This is a genomic window from Frankia sp. BMG5.60 (assembly GCF_059428125.1).
In genome coordinates this window covers 3,630,047-3,654,109 of the sequence record NZ_CM182091.1, presented here as the reverse complement: position 1 = coordinate 3,654,109, position 24,063 = coordinate 3,630,047, and the positions used below count along the sequence as shown (strand labels likewise).

Here is a 24,063-nt window from a genome sequence, read left to right as displayed (position 1 = left end):
GTGAGGATCAGGGCGCGACGGGCTGGCCGGATTGAACCGGCTGGCAGGGTTGAACGGGAGCGACACGACCGGCCGGCACGCACCTACAGAACGCTACTGGCTCGGGCCGCTCCCGCGCGGGCGGTCACGAGACGTGTCGCGAAGTGGCGTTCACCGTGGGTGAATCGCCCGTTTTCGGGCGTTCCGTCGATCGGCGGGCCGATCCGGCGTGCAGCGGGGAACGATGATGCCCGCGACTCGGCACCGCCCGGCCCGCCCGGTGGGTGGCGGCACCGCCGGCGCCCGTGTCCGCCCTGGCTGCGTCGGCCGCCATCGGATCGGCCGCAACCGGATCGGCCGCCACCGGCACGCTCGCGATCCCCCCGGCGGCGGCGCGGGAACCGTCGACCGCGTTCGCCACGAGGTGCGCCGGCGCCGACCCGGGGCCGGCGTCGACCGGCTCGGTCTCATAGGTCTCGTCGGTCCGGGAGATACCACCGGCGTGCCCGGCCTGGCTGACTCCGACGGGTGGCGGGGAGATCTCGCTCGCGCCGTCGCGGCTCGCCGTGTCCGCCGGCGATCCGCCGGCCGGGAAGCCGCCGCCCGTCGGGGCGTCGACGGGCGTGCTCGTCGGCGCGATCTTTGCGGCTCGGGCGCGCTTGGCGCCCTTGGGACGCTTCGGCGCCCTGGGGCGGGCGAGGCCGGGCCCGTCGGCATCCTCGGCGCAGTCCGCACCGCCGTCGCGGGCCGCGGGCGGTGCGGCGGCCGAACCGGTCGACTCACGGTCGTCCGCGCCGGAACGGGCCGACGCTCCAGCCCGGGCCGAGGTTCCAGGCTGGGTGAACGCGCCGGGCTGCGCGGTCTCGCCGGTTCGGCGGACGGCCTGGGCCTGACGGGGGAGCTCGACGGCCTCCCGGAGCAGGCTTTCGAGATCTCCGCGCAGCGCTTCGAGCTGGCCGGCCAGCTCCCCCCGGACGTACTGGCGCGTCGCCGCCTCGCTCTGAGCGAGCCGCAGGGCCGCGACCTCGCGGGTCAGGAACTCCGTGTCCTCGCGCATGCGGCCGGCGACGGCCCGGTCCTCGGTGAGGGAGGCCCGGTCGCGGTCGTCCTGACGGTTCTGGGCGAGCAGGATGAGCGGCGCCGCATAGGCGGCCTGGGTCGAGAAGGCCAGGTTCAGCAGGATGAAGGGGTAGGGATCCCAGCGCAGCAGCGGGATCGCGATGTTCAGAGCGATCCAGACGATGACGATGCCCGTCTGGATCGCGAGATAGCGCCCGGTGCCCAGAAAACGGGCGATGGTCTCCGCGAAGCGGCTGACGGTCTCCCGGTCCACCCGGGGAAGTAGCGCGACCCGGCCGGAGGCCGGCAGATCGAGACGATCGGTGCCCAGACCTCGACGGTCCGTCGTTCGCGTTACTGAGATGGTCATGGAAGCTCCCCACCCGCGCGCAGGCGGCCACCGCCGGTTCACGCGCGCTGCTCGAGCAGGCCGCACGCGCCGTCGCCACGGCGGCCTCAGGTCGACACGACATCAATCGACCGCACCTGCTCGTGCACTGCCCGATCAGATCCCGTGGCCGAGGGCCACGCGGATCCGGAAGTCGGCACCGGCGCGCAGACGCGCCGGCCAGGCCGCGGCGGGACAGGTGAACGTCACCCCGGGCCGAAGAAGCGGTGACCGACCATGTGGCACCCCGAGTGGGGGCCGGAGCCGGACCTCGACCGACTTCCGAGCAGTGCCCCGGGAGTCGTCAACCCCGGGTTCGTGGACGCGGGCCGGGCGCGCGTGGCGCTCCGGCCGGAGCTCAACGCCGGCTGGCGTCCACTAGCAGGAAGCGGCCGTTACTGGAGCACCCGCCAGGACTCACAGCGGCCACCTCCTCGCGTTGGTCCTCCGTGGAGGATTTTTCGGGGGCTTGTCAAGGATAACTGCCCGATTCGTGACCGGACCTACCGGGGTATCCGTGACGTCCGTCGCGAAGGCGTCACCTGTGGCGCCCGGTCGGCCCGGTCCGGAGGGCTGAATGCCCGTCGGGTGGTGGGACGGTCACCAGCGGTGGGGTCGTTCGGGGTGAGGCGGTTTCGGGGTGAGGCGGTGCAGTGCCCGCCCCGGACCTTGCGATTTCGGCGGCGTGTCCCGAGTCCGTGCGGGCTGGGCAAGCGGCGGGAAACGTCGTGCGTGCGGGGGGTGCAGCGGGGTATGCCGTGGCCGATTGGCGCCGGTACACCGCGGATCCTGGGGTTTCGTCCCGTTGCCGCCCGCGGGCCGGCGCCGTGAGACGAGGGGAACCCGGTGAAGGTCAACGGATGCGCTCGGTGCGGGCAGCTCGTCTTCTTCGAGAACACCGCCTGCCTGCGGTGTGGGGCTCCGCTCGGCTTCGAGCCGGACCGTGGCCGGCTCCTCACGCTGGTGCCCGACTCGTCACCGGCAGCGGGCGCCGCGGATCGTGACGACGCCCACGAACCCGCGCGTGACGACGCCCACGAACCCGCGACGGAGTTCTTCGAGCTGCCACCGGTGGCGGAGGTGGGGGCCGGGCTCGGCGACGGGCCGGCGACGGATGGCCCGGCGGTCCCGCAGCCCTTCGCGGCGCCGCGCGCCGGTGCCGGGACGGACCCGATTGCCCGGGATCTCCTCGAGGCCGTTCCGGCGTCGCGTCGGCGCCGCTACCGGCGCTGCGCCAACGCCCGGCTGGCCGGCTGCAACTGGCTCATCGCCGTGCCGGCGCCCGTGAACCGGCTGGCCGGGGTCGCCAGGGTTGCCAGGGTTGCCGCCGGACGCCCCGACGCGGGCGGATCCGTGCCCCCGGCGGACCTCGCCTCGCCCGGTGAGCTGTGCGTCTGCTGCCGGTTGACGCGGACGCGGCCGGCGGACACGGATCCGGTGGGCAAGGAGCAGTTCGAACGGGCGGAGGCGGCCAAGCGCCGGCTCGTGGCCCAACTGCTCGAACTCGGCCTGCCCGTGGTCTCCCATGCCGACGACCCGGCGACCGGACTCGCGTTCGACCTGCTGAGCAGCACCGAGCAGAAGGTGGTGACCGGGCACAGCGACGGCGTCATCACCCTGGACCTGGCCGAATCCGACGACGCCCATCGTGAGACGGTCCGAACCCAGCTCGGGGAGCCCTACCGCACGCTGCTCGGGCACTTCCGGCACGAGACCGGCCACTACTACTGGTCCTCGCTGGTCGACGCCGATCCCGGGCGCGCCGCGCGGTTCCGGGACCTGTTCGGCGACGCGGGCCTCGACTACTCCGCCGCCATTGACCGGCACTACGCCGACGGTCCCCCGCCGAATTGGCGCGAGACCCACGTCAGCGCCTACGCCACGATGCACCCGTGGGAGGACTGGGCCGAGACCTTCGCCCACTACCTGCACATCCGCGACACGTTGCGCACCGCCGCCGAGTTCGGTCTGCGGGTGTCCGGGCCGGATCTCGACTCGTTCGGGGTCGCGCCGCGCAGCCTCGCCGCGGCGCCCGCCGACCTGTCGCCGCCAGGCGGGGACGGGCTCGACCGGAGCTCGCCGGAGCTCGCCGAGATCGTCGCCCAGTGGCTGCCGCTGACCTATGCCCTCAACGCGATCAACCGCAGCATGGGGCGCGACGACCTCTATCCGTTCGTCCTGACGCCCGCGGTCCAGGCGAAGCTCTCCTTCGTCCACGACGTCATCGCCGCCGCTCGGCCCGAGGAGGGTGCAGCGGCCGCAGCATCGGGACGAACGTCTTGACCGCCGGATCGTCCGTGACCGGCCGCGGTCCGCCCAGGACGACGAAGCCGTTGCGGATGTACAGCCGTCGCGCCGGCAGGTTCGCGGGCGCGACCCACAGCTTCACCGCCTCGGCGCCGGCCCGGGTGGCCCAGGTCACCGCGGTCGCCAGCAGGACGTCCGCGGCGCCGGTGCCCCGGGCCGCGGGCGCGACCCACATGGCCCCCAGCTCGCGTAACCAGGGCCGGCCGGTCGGGGTGAACCCCTGCACCATGCCGACCGCCTCCCCGGCCCGTTCCACGATCGCCACCAGCTCCGTCGGGGAGTCCGCCCCGGCGTCGGCCCGCCGCGCCCATTCGGCCGCCGGCTGCGCCCGCGCCGCCTCGAGGGTCTGCCAGAAGGCGGCGGGCGAGTCGGCGAGCGCGGCCAGTCGCAGCCGGCGCAGCAACGGCCCCTCGTCCGGCCGGATATGACGACCATGGCTGCCGTCGATCACGGTGTTCGACTCCTCTGTCGCGGCGGTGTCTCGCGTACGACCGGCAGCGGCCGGATCGTCCCGACATCCCGCGATCGGCACATCCGCCGGCGTGATTGTTGCGCGGGAAAAGAGCAGTGTTGGGCGTAATCGGCACGACCTTTAGCTCAAACGGCTCCCAGGCGCCCCCGCGAGCGCGGATACTGATCAAAGCGGCGGGACGGCGGAGGAGTTCGCTGGAGATGATCCATCGTGGGTAGACCCGTCACACTCATCGTGCGCCAGGACGGCCCCTCGTGGTCGGCCTGGTCCCCGCAGTACCCGGGGCTCGCCATGGTGCAGCCGGCCGCGGCGGACCTGCGGGCCGTGCTGCCCGAGGTCCTCGCCTGGTACTTCGGCGAGGACGCCGCGATCGAGCCCCAGATCCACTGCGAGCGTGAGCTGCACGGCGTCATCGTCCGGCTGGCGCAGGACGCCTCGCTTTACGAACGCGAGCGGGTCGCCGAGCGGCTCGGTGCCGCCCTCGGCGTCGCGAGCCAGCGGGCGCAGTTGCGTTCCGGTCCCGTCAGCGGCGCGGGCGAGGTCACCTTCGTCTGCGCCCTGCAGTCCGACCGGATCGGCTGGCTGACCGCCCAGATGGAGGACGACAACGACGCCGTCGTCGCCCTCCTACCGGTCGCGGAGTCGATGCTGTGGGCCATCCGGTTCGGTCCGGCCGGCGACAGTTCGGCCGCCGCGGTCCAGCCCTCGGCCTATCCGCCCGACACCACGCTGGGCGAGGTGATCCGCACCTTCGCCGGCCCCCGCCAGCAGCTACGCACCTGAGCCCTCGATCACCTACCCGCCCAGCCGGGGGCCCGTCGGCGGACCGCTCGCCGGTCGGGCGCACGCGGCGTCAGGCCTGCGGCGCCGGCGCTGACGGGGCAGGGCTCGACAGGTTCGCGAGTTCGGCCAGGTAACGGGCACGGTTGGTCGGATCCAGGTTCGCGGCCTGTTCGAACGACTTTTGCGCACCCGCATGGTCACCACTGGTGTACTGGACGTGGCCGAGCAGGGTCAGCAGTTGGGCGCTGCGCGTCGAGCCGTCCGCGAGGGCGACGGCGTTGCGGTAGGCGTCGACGGCCCGCCGGTATGCCGCCGGATCGGCGACACCCCGCGGCGGAAGCTCGACGAGTGCGAGGCCCACCCACGCCTCCGACTGCACGGTGCGGCCGGCGGGATCCCCAGTCCCCTCGTCGATGGCGAGACGGAAATGGTGCCGGGCCGCGTCCCAGTCCGCGCTCAAGGCGGCCTGACTCAGGCACGCGTAGACCCGCCCGAGGCCAAGGTCGATCTTGCTTTTCGTGAGCCTTTCGTACGGAGGGGCCACCTCGCCGGCCGCCAGGAGGTAGACGTCGATTGACTGGCGCAGATCGGGGACTTTCACTGTGTCGGTCGTGCAGTGTCCGCGGGACAGGTGAAAGCGGGCCTCGGCGGAGCCGGTGTGGGCGCGGCCGAACCGCGGATTGATACCGGTCGCCTTGTCGAACCAGCCGATCGCCTCGTCGTACCGACCGTTCTTGTCGGCGGCGTTGCCCAGAAAGAGATAGAGGATCTCCTTGCCATCGGCGTCCTGCCAGCCGGGCATGCCCGCGGCCTTCCGCAGATCGGTGGCGGCCTCGTCGTAGTGGCCCAGCGCGTAGTGCCCGACACCGAGGACGAGCCAGGCCAGCGCGCCGGCACGGGCGGCAAGAACTGTGCGTATCTCGCGCTGGAAGACCGGATTGTCGGCCAGCCCGGCGGGAGCCGCGACGGGCGTGCCGAACTGATAGTAGCCGGCCAGTTCCTCGGCTCCGGGAACGAGGCTCCGGTCGATGAAGAACTCCGGGGTGAACACGACGCGATCGGCCCCGGCCGCCCGCAGGACGCCCCGCACCACGATGTTCGCGTTGCTCCTGTGGACCACCTGATCCGCCCAACCGGCCTGGTCGCCGCGGCCGGAAGGCGCCCGGCCGATCTTCGACGGCCCCCAGACCTGGACGGCGAGTGACTGCTGGACGGGCTGGAGGCTGCGCACCATCTGGTCCGCGACCAGCGTGGCCGCGTCGGTCGTCGATGCCGACGGATGGCGCTGGCCGGCATCGTCGACCTCGTCGAACGCGGTGACGGCGACCCGGAGATCGCCGACCATCCGGGCGGACGGCACCCCGCCGGAGCTGCCCCGGATCATCAGCAGGCCCGCGACGGCGCCGGCGACGACAACCGCGACGCCGACGGTCACGAAGAGCGCCGGCGTAGTCAGCAGGGCCAGGCCGGCCCGCGGCAGCCGCCGTCGTACCCGGGCGGCGTCAACGCCGGGCGAACCGCTGGTGGGCGCGTCCGCCGATGCCGGCGGAGCGTCGGGGGACGACGACGCGACCTCGGCAGTCGACGACGCGACCTCGGATGGCGGTGGGGCGCCCGGGAACGTCGCGGCATCGATTCCGGCGGTAGTCCGATCCGTGGGAAAGCCGCTCGTCGCGACCCGCGCGACCGCCTCGACGCCGGCGGCGACGAGGACACGGCGTCGTGCCTCGGCCTCGTCCGCGTCGAACAGGTCGACGTGGGCGATCGTCGCCAGCACGCCGGGCAGCGGACATGCCTCCACCCGTAGCGGGATCACCGATCGGGACACGAGTGCCCCCGTCCACACCTGCGAACTCCACGGACTGTCGAAGTAGGCCGCGGAGGAGATCACCATGGTGAGCCGGGCGGCCGCCATCTGGGCATCCGTCCACAGCACGTGGTTGGCGCCGGGAGGCAGGTCCCAGGCGAGCACTCGCGCCGACAGGCCCCGTTGCTCCAGGACGGCCGCGACCCAGGTGGCCCACGGTGCGTCGTCGGACACATGAGACACGAAGACGTCCACGTCCTTTGTGTCGGCAGGTCCAACGGGCCGGCGCTGCGTCGTACCCATCTTCATGTCCCGCCGAGGGTCTTCGCCCGGGTCAGCCCCACGTCCGTCCTCGTGACCGGTCAGCCAAGGCTGAAACGCACCATGATGTCGCCGAGCGGCGGCTTTGAGGAGAATTCCCCCGCCGGTCGGGCCAGCATGTTCCATCCGCCCCGGGGATCATCCGCGTCGGTAACCAGCCGGTACCGACCGTTTCCCTGGCCATCCGCCTGCAGGACGACGCTCGTCCGATACTCGCCCTTCGCCTGTGATTCGCCGGCGAAGAAGAAGTCGATCGCCACCTGGTCGCCCGGCCGGAAACCGGCGAGTTCCACCACGGCCTCGTCGCCGGGATGCAGATCGTTGTTGTAGTCACGGATGACCATCAGTGGGCTGGCGGCTCCCGGGAGCAGGGTGAACGCGGTCCGCCAGACCTGGCGGCCATCGGTCGCCGCGACGGTGTACCGGCCGGCCGGGGTGCCGAGAAAGGGTGTCCAGTACAGCGCGTCCAGCAGCTCGGCATCTGCCGGGGAGTCACAGACCATGCAGATTTCGGCGCTTCGTACCACCTCGCCGGAGGACGCGGTCACCGCGACGGCCAAGCGCGTGCCTGGATCGAATCCGACCGGGCAGACCTGGTATTTCCGCAGGAGGCCCAGGTCCGCGCCGTTGCGGTCCACCCCGTTGACGAGGATGACCGGGCCCGGCCCGCTGTACTCCTGGGCGATTTCCCGGCAGGTGGGAAGATCGCCGCCGATGGCTGCGCCAAGACTGAGATCCACTCCTGCGGGCGGAAGATCGTGGGCGTTGAGGACGCTGGAGGCGCCGGGGGACGGCGTGGCGGGCTCGGCTCGGCTACGTGCCGGTTCTGCCTGGTCGCCGGCGGCCGCCTGCCCCACGGGCTGGTCAGCGGCCGCCTGGGACGGGGCACGGGCGGCCGCGGGTATCGGTGTCGCGGCCGGGGAAGGCTCATTCGCTGCCGGCCGCGCCTGTACCGCATCGGGGGACGGGGGTCGGGTCGGGCCAGGCGTCGGCGCACCGTGATTCACCGAGCTGGCCCCCGCCGAGCTGGCGCCCCGCGGGCTGCCGTGACCCGGTGAACCGACGCCCTGCCGAGGAACGTGCGGGGACCGGGAGGGGGAGTCGGACGGCGAGGCAGACGCGGCGAGCGGCGACCACGCGGAGCCGGCCGAGGGCGAGGCATCGGTCGGCGTAGGGTGCTCCGGACGCGGCGCGACGGTGTCCGCAGGCAACGAATGGTCCGCCGGTTCCGACGACCCGGACAGCGCGATGTGAGTGGATGCCGCCGGCGCCCCCGCGGGACCGGACGACGACCCCGAACACGCGGCCACCGCCAGCGGGAGGAGCGCGGTGAGCAGAAGGCAGCGGTAACGCTGTGTGGAAAACCCTCGCGACGTCATGCAGCCCCCGGCACGCACATCATCACTGCTTTATGGCGATACTCACCAGAGGGAACTATACCGCCGGACATCGACCGCGATGCGGGGCGGTGCGCTGGTCCGACGGGCTCGCCCGAGAATAGCGGGGCGGACCGGACCGAGAAATCGGCAGTGAACCGGGACGCTGGGCGTACCGCAGGAGTGATATGACCGAAATTTGGCGCGGCGCAATCGCTTGATGGGCCGGCGAGAACGACGGCAACGACAAGAAGATCCCGCTGCGCCGCACCGGGCAGGCTGATCTCCATGGAGCGGGCGGCGCGGCTGACGGCGGTCGTGACGCACGAGGGCGACTGGTACGTGGCGCGGGGTGGTACGTGGCGCGGGCGCTGGAGGTCGAGGTGACCAGCCAGGGAGCCGGCGTCGAGGAGTCGCTGGCGAGTCTTCGCGAGGCGCTGGAGCTGTACTTCGGTCAGGCGGGCATCGAGGCGGAGCAGCCTAGGACGTTGCTCACCTGAACCCGATGGGATCCCGGGTGCAAGCTGGACGGGTGACTCTGTCGAAGCGTGCGTCGTGGTTCTTGATCGCGGTTGGTGTGTGGACGTGGGCGATCTGGCCGAATTTCCTGCGGAACATCTGGAAGGATGATCGTTCCTGGGATCACGGCCCGACCGGCTTCTTCACCGTCCACCTGGTTCTGACCGTCGTCTCCCTTGCGGTGGGTACTGCGGTCGGGTGGCTTGGTATCCGCGCGGTACGCGCCGGTCGTTCGAGCGTCGCCGAAGACGTCGCCGCGCCCGAGCAACTGATCAGTTCTGAACTCCTGGCTGACCGCACAACCGGATGACGAGACGGACGCTGTCGTGGTCACTTTGCCGTCCGCGGAGTCGATGTCGTCAACCCTGCAGCGCGGCACCGTTGGATCTGCGTGCGACACGGCCGCCGGTCTTCGGCATCGGCCGGAGACGACTTTCGGCGAGACCCTGTCGACCTTCACCGGCCCGCGGCTCAGGCTCGGTGCCTGACCTGGGCCGTTCCGGCTTTGTCGGTGGCATCGGGTAGACACCTGGGCATGGCGGCAGACGAGACGACCTCAGCGCATCCGGTGGCCGGCGGGTCCGTGGCGGAGACCAGCCCACAGCCGGCCGGCGTGGCGGTCGTACCCCGGGCGGTTCCCGCGGCGGCGGCCGCCCTGGCGGCGGGCGGCGGGGCGCTGCGGGCGCGGGCGGAGGAGCTGCTGCGCGCGTTGGCCGGCCCGGCCGCGGTGCTGCGGGAGGACCAGTGGCAGGCGATCGACGCGTTGGTCACCCATCGGCGTCGGGTGCTGCTCGTGCAGCGCACCGGTTGGGGCAAGTCGGCGGTGTACTTTCTCGCCACCGCCCTGCTGCGCGGCGAGGCCGGACCCGGTCCGGCGGACCTGGGCCGGCGCACCGGGCCGACGGTGATCGTCTCGCCGCTGCTCGCCCTCATCCGCAACCAGGCGGCGGCCGCCTCCCGGCTGGGGATCCGTGCGGGTGAGATCCACTCTGGCAATGTCACCGAGTGGGACGAGGTCTACGCGGCGTTGCGCGCCGGCGACCTCGATGTGCTGCTCGTCGGGCCGGAACGGCTGAACAACCCGACGTTCCGCGACGACTACCTGCCCGAGCTCGCCGCGACCACCGGCCTGCTCGTGGTCGACGAGGCGCACTGCATCTCCGACTGGGGGCACGACTTCCGCCCGGACTATCGCCGGCTGCGGACCCTGATCGCCGGGCTGCGCCCGCAGGTCCCGGTCCTCGCCACCACCGCGACCGCCAACCAGCGGGTGGTCGAGGACGTCAGCGAGCAGCTTGACGCCGGTGCCGGTGCCGGCGCCGGTGCCGGTGCGGGGTCGGAGTCGGAGTCGGGGGCGACCCTGGGCACGCTGGTACTGCGCGGGTCGCTCGACCGCGAGAGCCTGCGGCTCGCCGTCGTCGAACTGCCCCGGGCCGAGCACCGCTTCGGTTGGCTCGCCGAACGGCTGGGTGAGCTGCCCGGCTCCGGGATCGTCTACACGCTGACCAAGGCGGCGGCGGAGGAGCTGACCGCCTTCCTGCGCGGCGAGGGATACCCGGTCGCCTGCTACCACGGGGGCACCGAGGCCGCCGAACGCATCGCCGCCGAGGAGGACCTGCTCGCGAACCGGGTCAAGGCGCTCGTCGCCACCAGCGCGCTCGGGATGGGCTTCGACAAGCCGGATCTGGGCTTCGTCGCGCACGTCGGCGCGCCGTCGTCTCCGATCTCCTACTACCAGCAGATCGGCCGGGCCGGCCGGGCCGTCGAGACCGCCGAGGTCGTCCTCCTGCCGGCGGCGGAGGACCGCGCCATCTGGCGCTACTTCACCGACACCTCCTTCCCGCCCGAGCGCGTGGTCCGCGCGGTTCTCGGGGTGCTCGCCGACGCCGGCCGGCCGATGTCCACCCAGGCGCTGCTGGCCGCCGTCGACCTCGGCCCCAGCCGGCTCGACCAGATGCTGAAGGTCCTCGACACCGACGGTGCGGTCCGCCGGGTCAAGGGCGGCTGGACGGCGACCGGAGCGCCATGGTTCTACGACGAGCCGCGCTACCAGCGGGTCGCCGCCGCGCGGGCCGCCGAGCAGCAGGCGATGCTCGACTACATCGCCACCCCCGACTGCCGGATGGAGTTCCTGCGCCGCCAACTCGACGATCCCCACGCCGCCCCCTGCGGGCGGTGCGACCGGTGCACCGGCCGCACGTGGCCGTCAGCCGTCTCGACGGCGGCCAGCACTCGGGCCCGCGAGGAGCTGATGCGCCCGGGGGTGGTCATCGAGCCGCGCCGGATGTGGCCGACCGGCATGAACCGGCTGGGCATCAGCCTGTCCGGCCGCATCCCGCCGACGGCCGGCGCCGAGCCCGGACGCGTGGTGGCGCGGCTCGGCGACATCGGCTGGGGCAACCGCCTACGGCCGATGTTCGCCGCCGGACCGGCATCCGGCCCCGACCCGGGTCCCGGGCGCGATGCCGGGCTCGACAGCGGGGTCGGGCTCGACAGCGAGGGCGGGCTCGACAGCGGGGGCGACGGCCCGTTGCCCGCGGATCTGGTGGAGGCGGTCGTGGGCACGCTCGCCCACTGGGACTGGGCGCGCCGGCCGGCCGCGGTGATCGCGATCCCTTCGCGCAGCCGGCCCCGGCTGGTGTCCAGCCTCGCCGAACGCATCGCCGCCATCGGCCGGCTGCCGCTGCTGGGCCAGCTTGACCGGGTCGGCGGCGGCCCGTACGCGGGCCAGGTCCACAACAGCGCTCACCGGCTCGCCGGCCTCTGGGAGGCGTTCGCCGTCCCGAAGGACCTGCACGGCGCGCTCGGCGCGGTCGACGGCCCGATCCTGCTCGTCGACGACCGGGTCGTCACCGGCTGGACGATGACGGTGGCCGCCCGCCTGCTGCGCAAAGCCGGCGCGCCCGCGGTGCTGCCGTTCGCGCTCGCCGTCGACACCACCTGACGACGCCCTGCGTCGCCGGCGGGCAGCACCGCGCGGGACGGCAATCGAGTCGGAGATCGGCGCAAAGGAAATGTTCAAACCAATGACGTTTCGGCAGCCGGCTTGGCACGCTGTGCGCACACCGAACATCACACCGGCAAATGGTGTGACATTGAGGTGAAATCGGCCGGCTGACCATGGACATCTCCCGTATTCGTCCTAGCCTTGGCTCGCGGGGGTTCCGGGGCCGGCCGATCGACGGGCGGACGAGACGGAGAGCGGGCACTGATCGAAATGTGGGAAGGCGACCGTTGCACCGCGATGGTAATGGGGGGCGGGCGGGGATACGTCGCTCACCGGTGTGGCAAGCGAGCCATCGGGAAGGACCCGGACGGGCTGTGCCGGACCCATCGCCTGGAGCGGGAGGGCGCGCAGGACACCGACGTCGGCGAGCGGAACTGGCTGCGGGACAAGGAGACCGAGCGGCGGCTGAGTGAGCTCGCCCGCCACCTCGACGACTTCTACAGCCTGCCCGTCCGGCTGGAGTACGCCGATTCCTCGCCGACCCGCCCGCCGACGGGGCGACTCCTGGTCGATGCCGACGATCTGCTCCGGGTGCTACGTGCCCAGGACCTGATGCCGCGCCGCGCCGTCTGACCCGTACCTGCCAGCGCCGGCAGAAGACGGGGAAACACCAAGGCTCCCGGGATTCTGGCTGAGGATTGCGGATTTCGCGGCGCGCCGGCCTCGGTCGATCAGAGGCGCCGGAACAGCAGGGCCCGCTTGACCTCCTGGATCGCCTTGGTTACCTGGATACCCCGCGGGCAGGCATCCGTGCAGTTGAAGGTGGTCCGGCAGCGCCAGACGCCCTCACGCTCGTTGAGGATCTCCAGCCGCTCGTCGGCGCCGGCGTCGCGACTGTCGAAGATGAAGCGGTGCGCGGCGACGATCGCCTGCGGCCCGAAGTAGTCCCCGTCGTTCCAGAACACCGGGCACGACGTCGTGCAGGCCGCGCACATGATGCACTTGGTGGTGTCGTCGAAGCGCGCCCGGTCCTCGGGGGACTGAAGCCGTTCCCGGGTCGGCTCGTGGTCATCCGTGATCAGGTAGGGCTTCACCGCCCGGAACGCGTCGAAGAACGGTTCCATGTCGACGATCAGGTCCTTCTCGACCGGCAGGCCCTTGATCGGCTCGATGGTGATCTCAGGTCCGAGGTCCTTCACGAGCACCTTGCAGGCGAGCCGGTTCACGCCGTTCACCCGCATCGCGTCCGACCCGCACACGCCGTGGGCGCAGGAGCGGCGCAACGCCAGCGAGCCGTCGACGTTCCACTTCACCCACATGATCGCGTCGAGCAGGCGATCGCTGGGATCGAACGGCACCTGGTAGCTCTCCCAGCGTGCCTCCGCGGCGAACTCCGGATCGAAGCGACGGATCTTGAGCGTGACGGTCACGGGCGCCGGTCCGGTCGCGGCCGGACCCGGGGCCGCGGCGGGCCGGGAGTCGACGACGGTCATCAGTACTTGCGCTCCATCGGCTCGTATCGGGTGACGACGACCGGCTTGTAGTCCAGCCGGATGTCCGCCGCCGGCGAGGCGGCCGCCGGCGGTCCCGACCGGTAGGCCATCGTGTGACGCATGAAGTTGACGTCGTCCCGGTTCGGGTAGTCCTCCCGCGAGTGGCCGCCGCGGGACTCGTTGCGCGCCAGTGCCCCCACCACCAGAACCTCGGCGAGGTCGAGCAGGAAGCCGAGCTCGACCGCCTCCAACAGCTCGGTGTTGTAACGGCGGCCCCGGTCGGACACGCCGACCTGCTGGTAGCGGATCTTCAGCGCGGCGATGTCGCTGAGCGCCTGCTTGAGCGTCGCCTCGGTGCGGTAGACCGACGCGTTGACGTCCATCGACTCCTGCAGCTCGGCGCGGATCGCGGCAGCGTTCTCGGTGCCGGCACCCGTGCGCAGCCGGCCCAGCATGTCGTCCACGAACGACGCCGGGTTCGCCGGCAATTCGACGTGGTGCGGGGTGGAGTTGGCGTGTTCGGCGGCGGCGATGCCCGCCCGCCGGCCGAACACGTTGATGTCGAGCAGCGAGTTGGTCCCCAGGCGGTTCGCGCCGTGCACGGACACGCACGCCACCTCACCGGCGGCGTACAGGCCGGGGACGATCGTGTCGTTGTCCGCGAGGACCTGCGCGTCGATGGTCGTCGGGATGCCGCCCATCGCGTAGTGCGCCGTCGGCTGGATCGGGATCGGGTCGTCGTACGGTTCGATGCCGAGGTAGGTGCGGGCGAACTCGGTGATGTCCGGCAGCTTCGCGTCGAGCTGCTCCGGAGGCAGGTGGGTCAGATCGAGGTACACGTGGTCGGCGTCGGGGCCGCAGCCCCGGCCGGCGCGGATCTCGGTGTAAATGGCCCGGGCCACCATGTCGCGGGGGGCGAGGTCCTTGATGGTCGGCGCGTAGCGCTCCATGAACCGTTCGCCGTCGCGGTTGCGCAGGATTCCGCCCTCGCCGCGGGCGCCCTCGGTGAGCAGGATGCCCATCTTCCAGATGCCCGTCGGGTGGAACTGGAAGAACTCCATGTCCTCCAGTGGAATGCCGCGGCGAAACGCCAGGCCCATGCCGTCGCCGGTCAGTGTGTGCGCGTTCGACGTGACCTTGAACACCTTGCCGAACCCGCCCGTGGCGAAGACCACCGACTTGGCCTGGAAGACGTGGATCTCGCCGGTCTTCAGTTCGTAGGCGACCACGCCGGCCGCCGCGCCATCCTGCAGCAGCAGGTCGAGGACGTAGAACTCGTTGTAGAACTCGATGTCGTGCCGGACGCACTGCTGGTAGAGCGTCTGGAGGATCATGTGGCCGGTGCGGTCGGCCGCGTAGCAGGACCGGCGGACCGGCGCCTTGCCGTGGTCGCGGGTGTGGCCGCCGAAGCGGCGCTGGTCGATGCGACCCTCCGGGGTGCGGTTGAACGGCAGCCCCATCTTCTCCAGGTCGAGGACCGCGTCGATGGCCTCCTTCGCCATGATCTCGGCGGCGTCCTGGTCTACCAGGTAGTCACCGCCCTTGATCGTGTCGAAGGTGTGCCATTCCCAGTTGTCCTCCTCGACGTTGGCCAGCGCGGCGCACATGCCGCCCTGGGCCGCGCCGGTGTGCGACCGGGTCGGGTAGAGCTTGGTGAGCACGGCGGTCCGGCAGCGCTGCCCCGCCTCGATGGCGGCGCGCATGCCGGCTCCGCCCGCGCCGACGATGACCACGTCGTACCTGTGGAGCTGCACGCCTACCTCCTCACAGGTTCGGGGTCACAGATCGGGATCGAAAGTGAAGATGACCAGCGTGCCGAGGGTGACGACCAGAAACGCCGAGGTGTAGAGCAGCATCTTCAGCCAGAACCGGGTCTGTGCCCGTTCGGCGTAGTCGTCGATCACAGTCCGCAGGCCGTTGGTGCCGTGCAGTTCCGCGAGCAGCAGCATCACCAGGTCCCACGTGCGCCAGAAGGGTGATGCCCAGCGGCCCGCGACGAAACCGAAGTTCACCCGCTGCACGCCGCCGTCGAGAATGTTCATGATGAACAGGTGGCCGAGCACCAGGAAGAACAGCAGCAGGCCGCTGATCCGCATGAACACCCAGGCGTAGAGCTCGAAGTTGCTGCGTGCCTTCGCGGCGCCCGGCTTCGTCCGCCGCTGCGGCGAGCGTGGGGCGGCCAGCTCCGGCGCGCCCCGATCCGCCGGCACCGCCGTCGTCGCCATCAGGTCGCGCTCCCGAACAGCGTCTCGGCGGTGTGCAGCAGCATCCGGTAGGCAGCGGGGACGAGCAGCACCACGAACAGCACGAGTTCGATGTACAGCATCTGCTTCTGGTACTTCGGTCCGGACTCCCAGAAGTCGATCAGGATGATCCGGATGCCGTTGAGCGCGTGGAACAGCACGGCGGCGACCAGGCCGACCTCGAGCAGGTTCACGATCGGGCTCTTGTAGACCTCGATCACCTCGTTGTACGACGAGGGCGAGACCCGGACGAGTGCCGTGTCGAGCACGTGCGCGAACAGGAAGAAGAAGACGAGGACGCCCGTGATCCGGTGGGCGACCCAGGACCACATTCCCTCTCGACCGCGGTACAGCGTGCCCGCTGGTGCCTTCGGCAATGAAAGCTCCTCCGGATCGGCCCGGCCGCTCGGCCAGTCGAAGATCACATCGGCGACGCCCGCGGCGCCCCGGGGGCCGGCCATGCATCGCCGGGACGGCACCGCGCGCCCGTCGCCGATGCTAGTGCCGGGCCTGGTCAGCGGCGGGTCTGGGCTCGGCGCCGGCGGGTGAACTATGCCACAGCGGGCCCGCCCGCCCCCGTCACTGCGCGGCCGGCGGCGGGCCGGTTGACGGCGGTGGCGCCGGCGCCGTGGTCGGCGGTGTCCGAGTGGTCTGGGTCGGCGCGGGGGTGGTCGGTGCCGGCTTGGTCGGGGGCGGCGTCGTCGGCGGCGGCTGCGTCGGTGACGGCGTCGGCGGCTCCGCGGTAGTGCTCGGCTGCGTGCTCGGTGTGGGCTCGAGCGCCGGGGGCGTCGTCGACCGCGGGCGGGACGAGCGGTGCGTCGTCTCCGGGGTCACCACCACGTGAGGGGTGAACTGCGGGGTCGTCGCCGAGGGCGGGCTGGTCGCGGCCGGCGCGGGCGGGGCGGTCGTCTTCGGCGCCGTCACGTCGGTCGGCTTGGCTGGCGAGTCACCCCCGGACAGGCCCAGGGCCAGGGCGATCGCCGCGCCGGCCAGGACGGCGGCCGCGCCGGCCGCGATCGCGATGGTCCGTCGCCGCCGCTCCCCGGCGCCGCCGGATCCCCGGCCGTTGCCGCTGCCGTCGGGACCGCGCTGATGCGTCGCCTCGGAGCGTCGGCGGGCCTCGTCGAGCGGAACGAGTCCGGCGGCGTGATCGTCGTCGAACAGCCCGAGGCTGGCCGTCGACGCCACGACAGGGACGGCGCCGATGCGGGTCTCATCGTCCGCCCCACCGTGCGCCGGCCCCGTCGCCTGGGCGGGCGGCCCGATCCTCGTCTGGGCATCGTGATCGGCCTGGGGCCGGGTCCGGTTCGGTGTGGTGGATCGAGCCGGCTCGTGCCGAGGTGGCCGGGGGCCACCACCGGTGGCGGGCGAGATGGCGGTCTCGTCCAGCGCCCCGAGTACCGGATCCGCGGTGATCTCGCTGTCGGCGGGCTCGGTCGGCCCGCGGGACGAGACGGGGCCGCCAGCGGGCGGTACCGGACCACCCGTGGTGCGCGGGCCGGTGCCGCCGGACTGGCCGGACGTGGCGCCCGTCGACGGCCCGTTCCACGTCGAGGGCCCGGTCCGGCCGCCGGGACGACCCGCCGCCGACCCGCCGCCGTCGATCGAGGCCGAGGGCGACGGAGCCGCCGGTTCGTCGAGGTTCTCCAGACCGACGTCGGCCGCGCTCGCCCCCGCGTCGTCGTCCTCGGAGCGCGGCCGGGCGTGCATGACGGAGGCAGGTACCGGGTTGGCGTTGCGGGCCACGGGAATCAGCCGCCGCCGGATCTCCGTGACGTCCGGGCGTTCCTCCGCCGGCCGGTCCATCAGGTCGCTGAGTAGGTTGCGCAGGGGCCCCGCCAGCCGGAAGGCGCGGCGGCGGCCCTCGACCACAGCGGTCAGCACCGCGTAGGTCTCCGGGCCCTCGAACGGCGGCTGGCCCTCGACCGCCGAGTACAGGGTCGCGCCGAGGCCCCACAGATCGCTCGCCGGGCTGCCCGAGGAGCCGCGGACCCGCTCGGGGGCGATGTAGGCGGGGGAGCCGACGAGCGCGCCGGTCCCCGTCAGGGTCACATCACCCTCGGTTGCGGCGATGCCGAAGTCGGTGAGCCGGACCCGGCCATCCCGGCCGAGCAGGACGTTGCCGGGCTTGACATCGCGGTGCAGCACGCCGGCGGAGTGCGCCGCGGCGAGCGCGTCGGTCAGCGCCAGCCCGATCGCCGCGACCTGGTCGAAGGGCAGCGGGCCGTGGGTGCGGATCACGTCGCCGAGGCTGTCCGCGTCGACGAGCTCCATGATGATCCAGTGCCGCTGGTGCTCCTCGACCACGTCGTACACGGAGACGATGGCAGGGCTGTGTAGGCGGGCCAGCGCGCGGGCCTCCCGCAGCACCCGCGCCCGGATCGCGTCGCGCTCGTTCTGCGCTCCGGCCATCGGGACGAGGATCTCCTTGATGGCCACCGGCCGCTGGAGTAGTTCGTCCTCACCACGCCAGACGACGCCCGCTCCACCACGCCCGATGGGCGTGTCGAGACGGTAGCGCTGAGCTACGTAACGAGGCGTGCCGTGCCGAGAGGTGTCCGGGGGCACGCTTGCCGATTTGGCCATCGTGTCAAGTCTGACAGACGGATGGATCCGCGCGCCCGACGGCTGGCGTGTTTCCAGTCGCCGCGAGAGTCGGAAACCCGACGAATGTTGACATCACGGACCGGGCCGGAAGGCGCTGAAGAGCTGGTGCATCAATGCTTGATCCTGCAACCACAGATCCTCCCGGGTATGCCAGTAGAGGGCATATCCGTGGCCGTTGCGAATCGCGCCCCGGTTGAGCACATGCACCATGACCCCGTCCGACCTGCGGTACCCGAACTCCCAGTCGGCCTGCTCGGTGCCATCCCCACCGTCGCTGGGAGCCAGCCGTACGCGCCGATAGTCCTGCACACTCCGAACGAAACCGGCCTCGTTGCGTTGCCAGTCACCGATCGCGGAGGTGTTTGCCCGACTGACGCTACCGACCCGCAGGAACGCCCTGGTAGCCGGGTCCACGAAATCGACGTTTCCGGGGCCGCCGGGGCCCTGCTGGCGCTGCCAGGTCGACGGGTAGGCCACCGACCAGCCGGCGTCGGGATCCACGTAGGAGACCCAGCCCGGAGGTGCGGTGGCCGGGGTGGTGTCGCGGGACACCGGATCAGCGGCTCCGGCCGGCGGATCGGCCGGGCGGATGCTGGCCGCGCCGCTCGCCGCCCCGGTCCCCCGGACTCCGGGCGTCCCGGCGCCGGAGCCCGGGCCGGTCGACCCCGCGGGTGCGCCGGCCCCGCCGCGCCCGGCGGAGACGCCGGCGGTCCCGGAGTTCCCCCCGCCGCTGATGAGGACCAGGATCACGATGATGACCGCCGCGGCCAGCACGGCGAGCGCCGACACCGCGATGAGGCGGCGGCGGCGCGGATCGCCCTCGCGGCCCGCGGCCGGGCCGCCCCCCACCGGCCCAGCCGGCGTGGACGGCCCGCCGCCCGGGTCGCCCGCCCTGCCTGCCGCGGTGCCTCCGGGAGTGGCGGTGCCTCCGGGAGCCGTGGTGCCTCCGGGAGTGGCGGTGCGGTCGAGAGCCGTGGTGCCGCCTTGAGCCCTGGTGCCGCCAGAAGACGACGGCACGGTGGCGGAGGCCGGCGCCGTGAAGGAGGCCGGCCCGATCCGCGGCGGGACAGTGCCGGCGGCCGCGCGGGTCTCGTCCCCCTCACCGGCGGTGGCCGGTCCCACCGGCCTGATCGGAGCGGCGGGCCGGGCGGTCGTCGGGGCGACCTGGGCGACGGGCCGAGCCGCCGTCGCGGGGGGTGCGGGGTCGGTCGCGAGGGCGGCAGGTCCGGCGGCGGCCGCGGTGCGCGGTCGGGTCCACGGCTGGCCGAACCGTCCGCGCCGCGTCGCGGCGACAGGTGCGCTGGGAGCCGTCGCCGCCCGGTCTTCGCCTGCGTTCCCGGCGGCCGCGCCGCCGGCCGCCGTCGCAGCCGCCAGGCCAAGGGCTGGGGCGGTCGAGAGCGGATCGTCACTCGCGCCGCCGGGCGCACCACTCGCGCCGGGCGGCGCACCACCGGCGACGGGAGTGGTGCCCCAGGGTTCATCGTGTCCGGCCTCGGCCCCAACGCCGGCCCCGACGCCGGCCCCGATGCCGGCCCCAACGATGCCGGCTCCGGCTCCGGTGCCGGTCCCGGCGCCGCGACCGACCAGCCGCGCCCGCGCCGGGATTCCGCCGAGCGCCCGCATCCGGTCCATCGAACGCATGCGCTCGAGCGGGCTGGTCAGGCGAGTCCGCATCGGCTGCCCGCGCCCGGGCGCGGGGGATGCGGCCGCCACAGGTCCCGGCGGCGGTTCCGCCGTCTGCACAGGGGCCGCCGCCGGTGGGGGATCCTCGGTCGGACCGGGCGCCGGCCCCTGCCCGGCAGCGCCGGGCGGCGGCACTCCGGCTGCGCCCGAGGCATCGGCGTCGAGTTCAGGCCGGGGCGCCGGGACCTCAGCCGATTCGGTCCCGGCTGGTTCGGTTCCGACTGTGTCGGCCCGTCTCGTGTCGGCCCGTCTCGTGTCGGTCGGGCCTGCCTCGGTCGAGGCTGCGCCGGTCCGGGTCGTCTCAGGCCCGGCTGTCCCGACCTCGGCAAAGCCGGCTCCGACGGGCTTCAGCCCGTGGGTCTCGCTCCCGAAGGTCTCGCTCGGAACGGTGTCCGCGCCTGCGCCGGGCGTGCCGGCGGTGCCGCCCGCGAGCGCGGAGAGCGGCACGGCGGCGGATTCGGCGATTCCCACCGGGGAGTCCGTCGGTACGCCGATCATCGGCGCCGGCGGCGCCGATGCCGCGGCCGTCAGTTCGGAATACCCGGGGACCGCGGCGCCGGTGGAGGATCTCGCGGGCGTCGGGGTGGAGGCGGGCGCGATGGATTCCGCGACGCCGGGATGTTTCGTGGCCCGCGTCTCGCCAATCTCGCCCCGACGATTTTCGACCGAACCGCGTTGTTCGGCTGCACGGTTTTCATCGTCAGAGCTGTGTTCTTCGGCTGGCTTCGATCGCTTCCGAGGGTGACCAGTGTCCTTGCCGGGAGAGCGGGGCGCGTCGTCGCCGGGAGTCTCGCCGATCAGCGGCCGCGAGCCGTGGCCAGTCGAATCGTGGCCGTCACCCAGCTCATCCAGGGCGCGGGAATCGTCCCCGCCGTGGGAACGACCCGCACGATCGGGATCGGCTCGGTGGCGCGGATCGTCCGTACCCTGCGGGGCGTTCCCCTCGCGGAGTCCGTTGACCGCGTCGACGGGATCGCGACGGTCGGCCGGGTCGGGCGGCGTGGGTGATGGCGCGGTGGGTAGTGGCGACGTGGTGGAGGCGGTGCGGGGGGCCGGTGTGCGCGGCCAGGTGGGACGCGTCGGCCGGCCCGCCCGGGACGAGCGCCGCTCGCCGCCGCGCTCCAGGATCTCGCGCAGCCGCTTGCGCACGATGGACAGCGAGGGACGGCTCAGCTCGTGCGGCGCCATCAGATCGTCGATCACCGGCGCCAGCGGGCCGGCGAGGCGGAAGGGCTGGCGCCGTCCCTGCATGAGCGCGGCGAGCACCGAGATCGGGTCGCCGCCGGCGAAGGGCGGGCAGCCCTCGACCGTGGTGAACAGCGTGGCGCCCAGTCCCCACCGGTCACCGGTGGCGCTGCCCGCGTCCCCGCGAGCCCGCTCGGGCGGCAGATAGGCCGGCGAGCCGAGCACCATCCCGGTGCTGGTGAGCCGGGGATCACCGTGGCTGACCGCGATGCCGAAGTCCGTCAGCCGGGCCCGGCCGTCGGGGGTGACCAGCACGTTGCTCGGCTTGACATCCCGGTGGACGATCCCGAGTCGGTGCGCCGCCTCCAGCGCGTAGGCGAGGCTGATGCCGACGCGGCAGGTTTCGTCGACCGGCCGGGGGCCGAGATCGGTGATGATCCGCGACAGCGACTGCCCCTCGACGTACTCCATGACGATCCAGGGCAGATCGCCGTCGTCGATGACGTCAAGCACGGCGACGGCCCCGGGATGGTGCAACCGCCCGGCGGCGCGTGCTTCGCGCAGTACCCGTTCCCGAGCCCGGTCGCGCTCCAGGCCACTCTCGGTGATCGGTAGCCGGACCTCCTTGACGGCCACCACCCGCTGGAGCAGCTCGTCAGTGGCCCGGTGCACGACGCCGAAGCCGCCATGCCCGAGGACGCCGTCGAGCCGGTAGCGCCCTCCGACCAGGGCTACCGCCTCGGCCGGATCTGGGTCGTCCGGGGACTCGCCTGCCATCCCTTCGTCCCTTCCCGATCGCCAGTGAGGCTCGCGTCTATGGGATCACATCGTGGCCGGCGCGCGGAGGTCGGGCATGCTGGCGTCAACGCCCGATCGGACCACGGACTCCGACGAGAACACGAGGTGGCGAGACCGAGGGGTGTGGCGAACCCAAGGGGTGCGGCGAGACCAAGGGGTACAGGCACATGGGGTGGAGTGTGGACGACAGAAGCTGGGAACGGCTGCGGAACGCCGCTGTCCGTGTCGCGCAGAGTGCCTACGCGCCGTATTCGGGCCTGCGGGTCGGCGCCGCCGCGCTGGTCGTCGACCGTCCGGACGCCGAGGGCCGCACCACCGGGGACGAGCCGTGGATGGTCGTCGGCTGCAACGTCGAGAACGCCTCGTACGGCCTCGCCCTGTGCGCCGAATGCGGCCTCGTCTCGGCGCTGCACGCCCGGGGAGGCGGCCGCCTGCTGGCGTTCGCGTGCGTCGACGCGGACGGGCGGCCGTTGGCACCCTGCGGCCGGTGTCGCCAGCTCCTCTACGAGCACGGCGGCCCGGACCTGCTGGTGGCGACCGCTGACGGCGTGCGCCGGATGGCCGAGCTGCTGCCCGGCGCGTTCGGCCCGCTCGACCTGCCCGACCCACCCGATCTCCCGGCCGCGGCCGGCGCACCACCGCAGGCCGGCTCACCCCCCACCGGTGCCACCCCGTTCGGCGGATCGGGGGCGTCGTGAGCGCCGACTTCGACGTCGTCGACCTCATCCGGACCAAGCGGGATGGCCGTTCGCTGCCGCTCGAGGCCGTCGACTGGCTCATCGACGCCTACACCCACGGCCGGGTCGCGGACGAGCAGATGTCGGCCTACCTGATGGCGGTGGTGTGGCGGGGAATGTCGCCGCCCGAGCTCGACCGCTGGACCGCCGCGATGATCGCCAGCGGGGAGCGGTTGGACCTGGCCGGGGTCGGGCGTCCCACCGTCGACAAGCACTCGACCGGCGGGGTCGGCGACAAGGTCTCGCTGGTGCTGGTGCCGCTGGTCGCCGCCTGCGGCGTCGCCGTCCCGCAGTTGTCGGGGCGGGGCCTCGGGCATACCGGCGGGACACTGGACAAGATGGAGTCGATCGCCGGCTGGCGCGCCGACCTGCCGGTCGAGCGGATGCGCCGCCAGCTCGCCGAGATCGGTGCGGTGATCTGCGCCGCGGGGGCCGGGCTGGCGCCGGCCGACCGCCGGCTCTACGCGTTGCGGGATGTCACCGGGACGGTCGAGTCGATCCCGCTGATCGCCTCGTCGATCATGAGCAAGAAGATCGCCGAGGGAACGTCCGCGCTGGTCCTCGACGTGAAGGTGGGCTCGGGGGCGTTCATGACCTCGCTGGACGACGCCCGGGAGCTGGCGCGGACCATGGTCGGGCTCGGCGCGGCCGCCGGCGTCCGAACGGAGGCGGTGCTGACCCGCATGGACCACCCGCTGGGGCGCACCGCCGGCAATGCGCTGGAGGTCGCCGAGGCGGTCGACACGCTGCGCGGCGGCGGGCCGAAGGACCTGGTGGAGGTTACCGTCGCCCTGGCCCGGGTGATGATCGAGCTGGCCGGCGCGGGGCGGACGGTCGGAGCCGGCGGGGCGCAGGCGGCCCCTGACCCGGCCGAGGTGCCGGTGGCCCGGGATCCGGCCGAGGTGCTGGCGGCCGGTGACGCCTACCCGGTGTGGCGGGCGATGGTCGCGGCGCAGGGCGGCGATCCCGACGCGGTCCTGCCACGGGCGACCCACATCGAGACCGTGCCCGCCCCGGCGTCCGGCTACCTGGCGAATCTGGACGCCCGGGCGGTCGGCATCGCGGCCTGGCGGCTGGGCGCGGGGCGGGCCCGCAAGGAGGACGCGGTGTCCGCGACGGCGGGCGTGCGCTGGCAGGCGGGCATCGGCGACCGGGTCACCTCGGGCGAGCCCCTGCTGGAGCTGCACACCGACGATCCGAAGACCCTCGGCCGTGCGCTGGCCGCGCTCGCCGGCGCGGTGACGGTCACCTCGCAGCCGCCGCCGCCCACCCCGCTCGTCGGAGACCACATCCGCACCTGAGCACGGGGGCGGGGGCGGAGGCGGCCGGCCAACGCGGCGTCGCGGTTCTGTCGTACCC

At 72.8% G+C, this 24,063-nt stretch carries 18 protein-coding genes; 8 read left to right on the top strand and 10 right to left on the bottom strand.

The genetic code is table 11. The annotated features are described in order from the left end of the window. Nucleotides 1–124: 124 nt before the first annotated feature. Nucleotides 125–1,408 (bottom strand): DUF1003 domain-containing protein, encoded by a 1,284-nt coding sequence (locus AC5R91_RS14695; RefSeq protein WP_495397707.1) that lies wholly within the window; start codon nucleotides 1,406–1,408, stop codon nucleotides 125–127. An 864-nt stretch (nucleotides 1,409–2,272) separates the two neighbouring features. Here AC5R91_RS14695 and AC5R91_RS14690 point away from each other — a divergent pair. Further along, nucleotides 2,273–3,709 (top strand): zinc-binding metallopeptidase family protein, encoded by a 1,437-nt coding sequence (locus tag AC5R91_RS14690; protein WP_495397706.1) that lies wholly within the window; start codon nucleotides 2,273–2,275, stop codon nucleotides 3,707–3,709. Here the strand turns inward: AC5R91_RS14690 and AC5R91_RS14685 are convergent. Next, the gene (locus AC5R91_RS14685) at nucleotides 3,648–4,184 is read right to left on the bottom strand and encodes a GNAT family N-acetyltransferase (protein WP_495397705.1); all 537 of its coding nucleotides are present in this window, start codon (nucleotides 4,182–4,184) and stop codon (nucleotides 3,648–3,650) included. The two genes, AC5R91_RS14690 and AC5R91_RS14685, sit on opposite strands and share 62 nt — an antisense overlap. Before the next feature lie 231 nt (nucleotides 4,185–4,415). Between AC5R91_RS14685 and AC5R91_RS14680 the strand changes: the two genes are divergently transcribed. Further along, the gene (locus AC5R91_RS14680; protein WP_495397704.1) at nucleotides 4,416–4,988 is read left to right on the top strand and encodes a hypothetical protein; all 573 of its coding nucleotides are present in this window, start codon (nucleotides 4,416–4,418) and stop codon (nucleotides 4,986–4,988) included. 70 nt (nucleotides 4,989–5,058) lie between these two features. On the opposite strand, the gene AC5R91_RS14675 is transcribed toward AC5R91_RS14680, so the two are convergent. Both AC5R91_RS14675 and AC5R91_RS14670 read right to left on the bottom strand, forming a co-directional pair. Further along, a complete protein-coding gene (locus tag AC5R91_RS14675; RefSeq protein ID WP_495397703.1) occupies nucleotides 5,059–7,038 on the bottom strand; it encodes a TIR domain-containing protein in 1,980 nt (659 codons plus the stop codon). 119 nt (nucleotides 7,039–7,157) lie between these two features. Further along, nucleotides 7,158–7,973, bottom strand: coding sequence for a hypothetical protein (locus AC5R91_RS14670; RefSeq protein ID WP_495397702.1), 816 nt, complete (start codon nucleotides 7,971–7,973; stop codon nucleotides 7,158–7,160). 878 nt (nucleotides 7,974–8,851) lie between these two features. Here AC5R91_RS14670 and AC5R91_RS14665 point away from each other — a divergent pair. The 4 genes from AC5R91_RS14665 to AC5R91_RS14650 all read left to right on the top strand — a co-directional run bounded on the left by AC5R91_RS14665 (nucleotide 8,852) and on the right by AC5R91_RS14650 (nucleotide 12,591). Beyond that, complete coding sequence (locus AC5R91_RS14665; RefSeq protein WP_495397701.1) at nucleotides 8,852–8,992, top strand: hypothetical protein; 141 nt, start codon at nucleotides 8,852–8,854, stop codon at nucleotides 8,990–8,992. 32 nt (nucleotides 8,993–9,024) lie between these two features. Continuing rightward, nucleotides 9,025–9,321, top strand: a complete 297-nt coding sequence (locus AC5R91_RS14660) for an SCO4848 family membrane protein (protein WP_495397700.1) — start codon at nucleotides 9,025–9,027, stop codon at nucleotides 9,319–9,321. 225 nt (nucleotides 9,322–9,546) lie between these two features. After that, on the top strand, nucleotides 9,547–11,955 hold the full coding sequence (locus tag AC5R91_RS14655) for a RecQ family ATP-dependent DNA helicase (RefSeq protein ID WP_495397699.1): 2,409 nt from the start codon (nucleotides 9,547–9,549) through the stop codon (nucleotides 11,953–11,955). Nucleotides 11,956–12,255: 300 nt separating this feature from the next. After that, complete coding sequence (locus tag AC5R91_RS14650) at nucleotides 12,256–12,591, top strand: hypothetical protein (protein ID WP_495397698.1); 336 nt, start codon at nucleotides 12,256–12,258, stop codon at nucleotides 12,589–12,591. 98 nt (nucleotides 12,592–12,689) lie between these two features. Here AC5R91_RS14650 and AC5R91_RS14645 read toward each other — a convergent pair whose 3' ends face one another. The 6 genes from AC5R91_RS14645 to AC5R91_RS14620 form a co-directional block, all read right to left on the bottom strand. Continuing rightward, a complete protein-coding gene (locus tag AC5R91_RS14645; RefSeq protein WP_044884262.1) occupies nucleotides 12,690–13,451 on the bottom strand; it encodes a succinate dehydrogenase iron-sulfur subunit in 762 nt (253 codons plus the stop codon). Next, entirely contained in the window at nucleotides 13,451–15,205 is a 1,755-nt protein-coding gene (sdhA, locus tag AC5R91_RS14640; RefSeq protein WP_495397697.1) for a succinate dehydrogenase flavoprotein subunit, read from the bottom strand. Before sdhA ends, AC5R91_RS14645 begins: the two co-directional genes overlap by 1 nt. A gap of 24 nt (nucleotides 15,206–15,229) precedes the next feature. Continuing rightward, entirely contained in the window at nucleotides 15,230–15,676 is a 447-nt protein-coding gene (locus AC5R91_RS14635; RefSeq protein ID WP_495397696.1) for a succinate dehydrogenase hydrophobic membrane anchor subunit, read from the bottom strand. After that, complete coding sequence (gene sdhC, locus AC5R91_RS14630) at nucleotides 15,676–16,155, bottom strand: succinate dehydrogenase, cytochrome b556 subunit (protein ID WP_495397695.1); 480 nt, start codon at nucleotides 16,153–16,155, stop codon at nucleotides 15,676–15,678. The genes AC5R91_RS14635 and sdhC overlap by 1 nt, the downstream gene beginning before the upstream one ends. Before the next feature lie 118 nt (nucleotides 16,156–16,273). Then, nucleotides 16,274–18,280 carry a serine/threonine-protein kinase gene (locus AC5R91_RS14625; protein WP_495397694.1) on the bottom strand — a complete coding sequence of 669 codons (2,007 nt, stop codon included), beginning with the start codon at nucleotides 18,278–18,280 and terminating at the stop codon, nucleotides 16,274–16,276. Between the two features lie 93 nt (nucleotides 18,281–18,373). Next, nucleotides 18,374–21,946 carry a protein kinase domain-containing protein gene (locus tag AC5R91_RS14620; RefSeq protein WP_495397693.1) on the bottom strand — a complete coding sequence of 1,191 codons (3,573 nt, stop codon included), beginning with the start codon at nucleotides 21,944–21,946 and terminating at the stop codon, nucleotides 18,374–18,376. Between the two features lie 188 nt (nucleotides 21,947–22,134). On the opposite strand from AC5R91_RS14620, the gene AC5R91_RS14615 reads away from it, so the two are divergent. Together AC5R91_RS14615 and AC5R91_RS14610 are read left to right on the top strand one after the other, a co-directional pair. Next, nucleotides 22,135–22,665, top strand: coding sequence for a cytidine deaminase (locus tag AC5R91_RS14615; RefSeq protein WP_495397692.1), 531 nt, complete (start codon nucleotides 22,135–22,137; stop codon nucleotides 22,663–22,665). Then, nucleotides 22,662–24,005, top strand: coding sequence for a thymidine phosphorylase (locus tag AC5R91_RS14610; protein WP_495397691.1), 1,344 nt, complete (start codon nucleotides 22,662–22,664; stop codon nucleotides 24,003–24,005). Before AC5R91_RS14615 ends, AC5R91_RS14610 begins: the two co-directional genes overlap by 4 nt. Nucleotides 24,006–24,063 lie beyond the last annotated feature (58 nt).

Coding starts and splice junctions, on each gene's coding strand:
- AC5R91_RS14645 (WP_044884262.1), bottom strand. CDS start 13,451: ATGACCGTCGTCGACTCCCGGCCCGCCGCGGCCCCGGGTCCGGCCGCG.
- AC5R91_RS14695 (WP_495397707.1), bottom strand. CDS start 1,408: ATGACCATCTCAGTAACGCGAACGACGGACCGTCGAGGTCTGGGCACC.
- AC5R91_RS14620 (WP_495397693.1), bottom strand. CDS start 21,946: ATGGCAGGCGAGTCCCCGGACGACCCAGATCCGGCCGAGGCGGTAGCC.
- AC5R91_RS14650 (WP_495397698.1), top strand. CDS start 12,256: ATGGTAATGGGGGGCGGGCGGGGATACGTCGCTCACCGGTGTGGCAAG.
- AC5R91_RS14655 (WP_495397699.1), top strand. CDS start 9,547: ATGGCGGCAGACGAGACGACCTCAGCGCATCCGGTGGCCGGCGGGTCC.
- sdhC (WP_495397695.1), bottom strand. CDS start 16,155: ATGGCCGGCCCCCGGGGCGCCGCGGGCGTCGCCGATGTGATCTTCGAC.
- AC5R91_RS14625 (WP_495397694.1), bottom strand. CDS start 18,280: ATGGCCAAATCGGCAAGCGTGCCCCCGGACACCTCTCGGCACGGCACG.
- AC5R91_RS14615 (WP_495397692.1), top strand. CDS start 22,135: ATGGGGTGGAGTGTGGACGACAGAAGCTGGGAACGGCTGCGGAACGCC.
- AC5R91_RS14635 (WP_495397696.1), bottom strand. CDS start 15,676: ATGGCGACGACGGCGGTGCCGGCGGATCGGGGCGCGCCGGAGCTGGCC.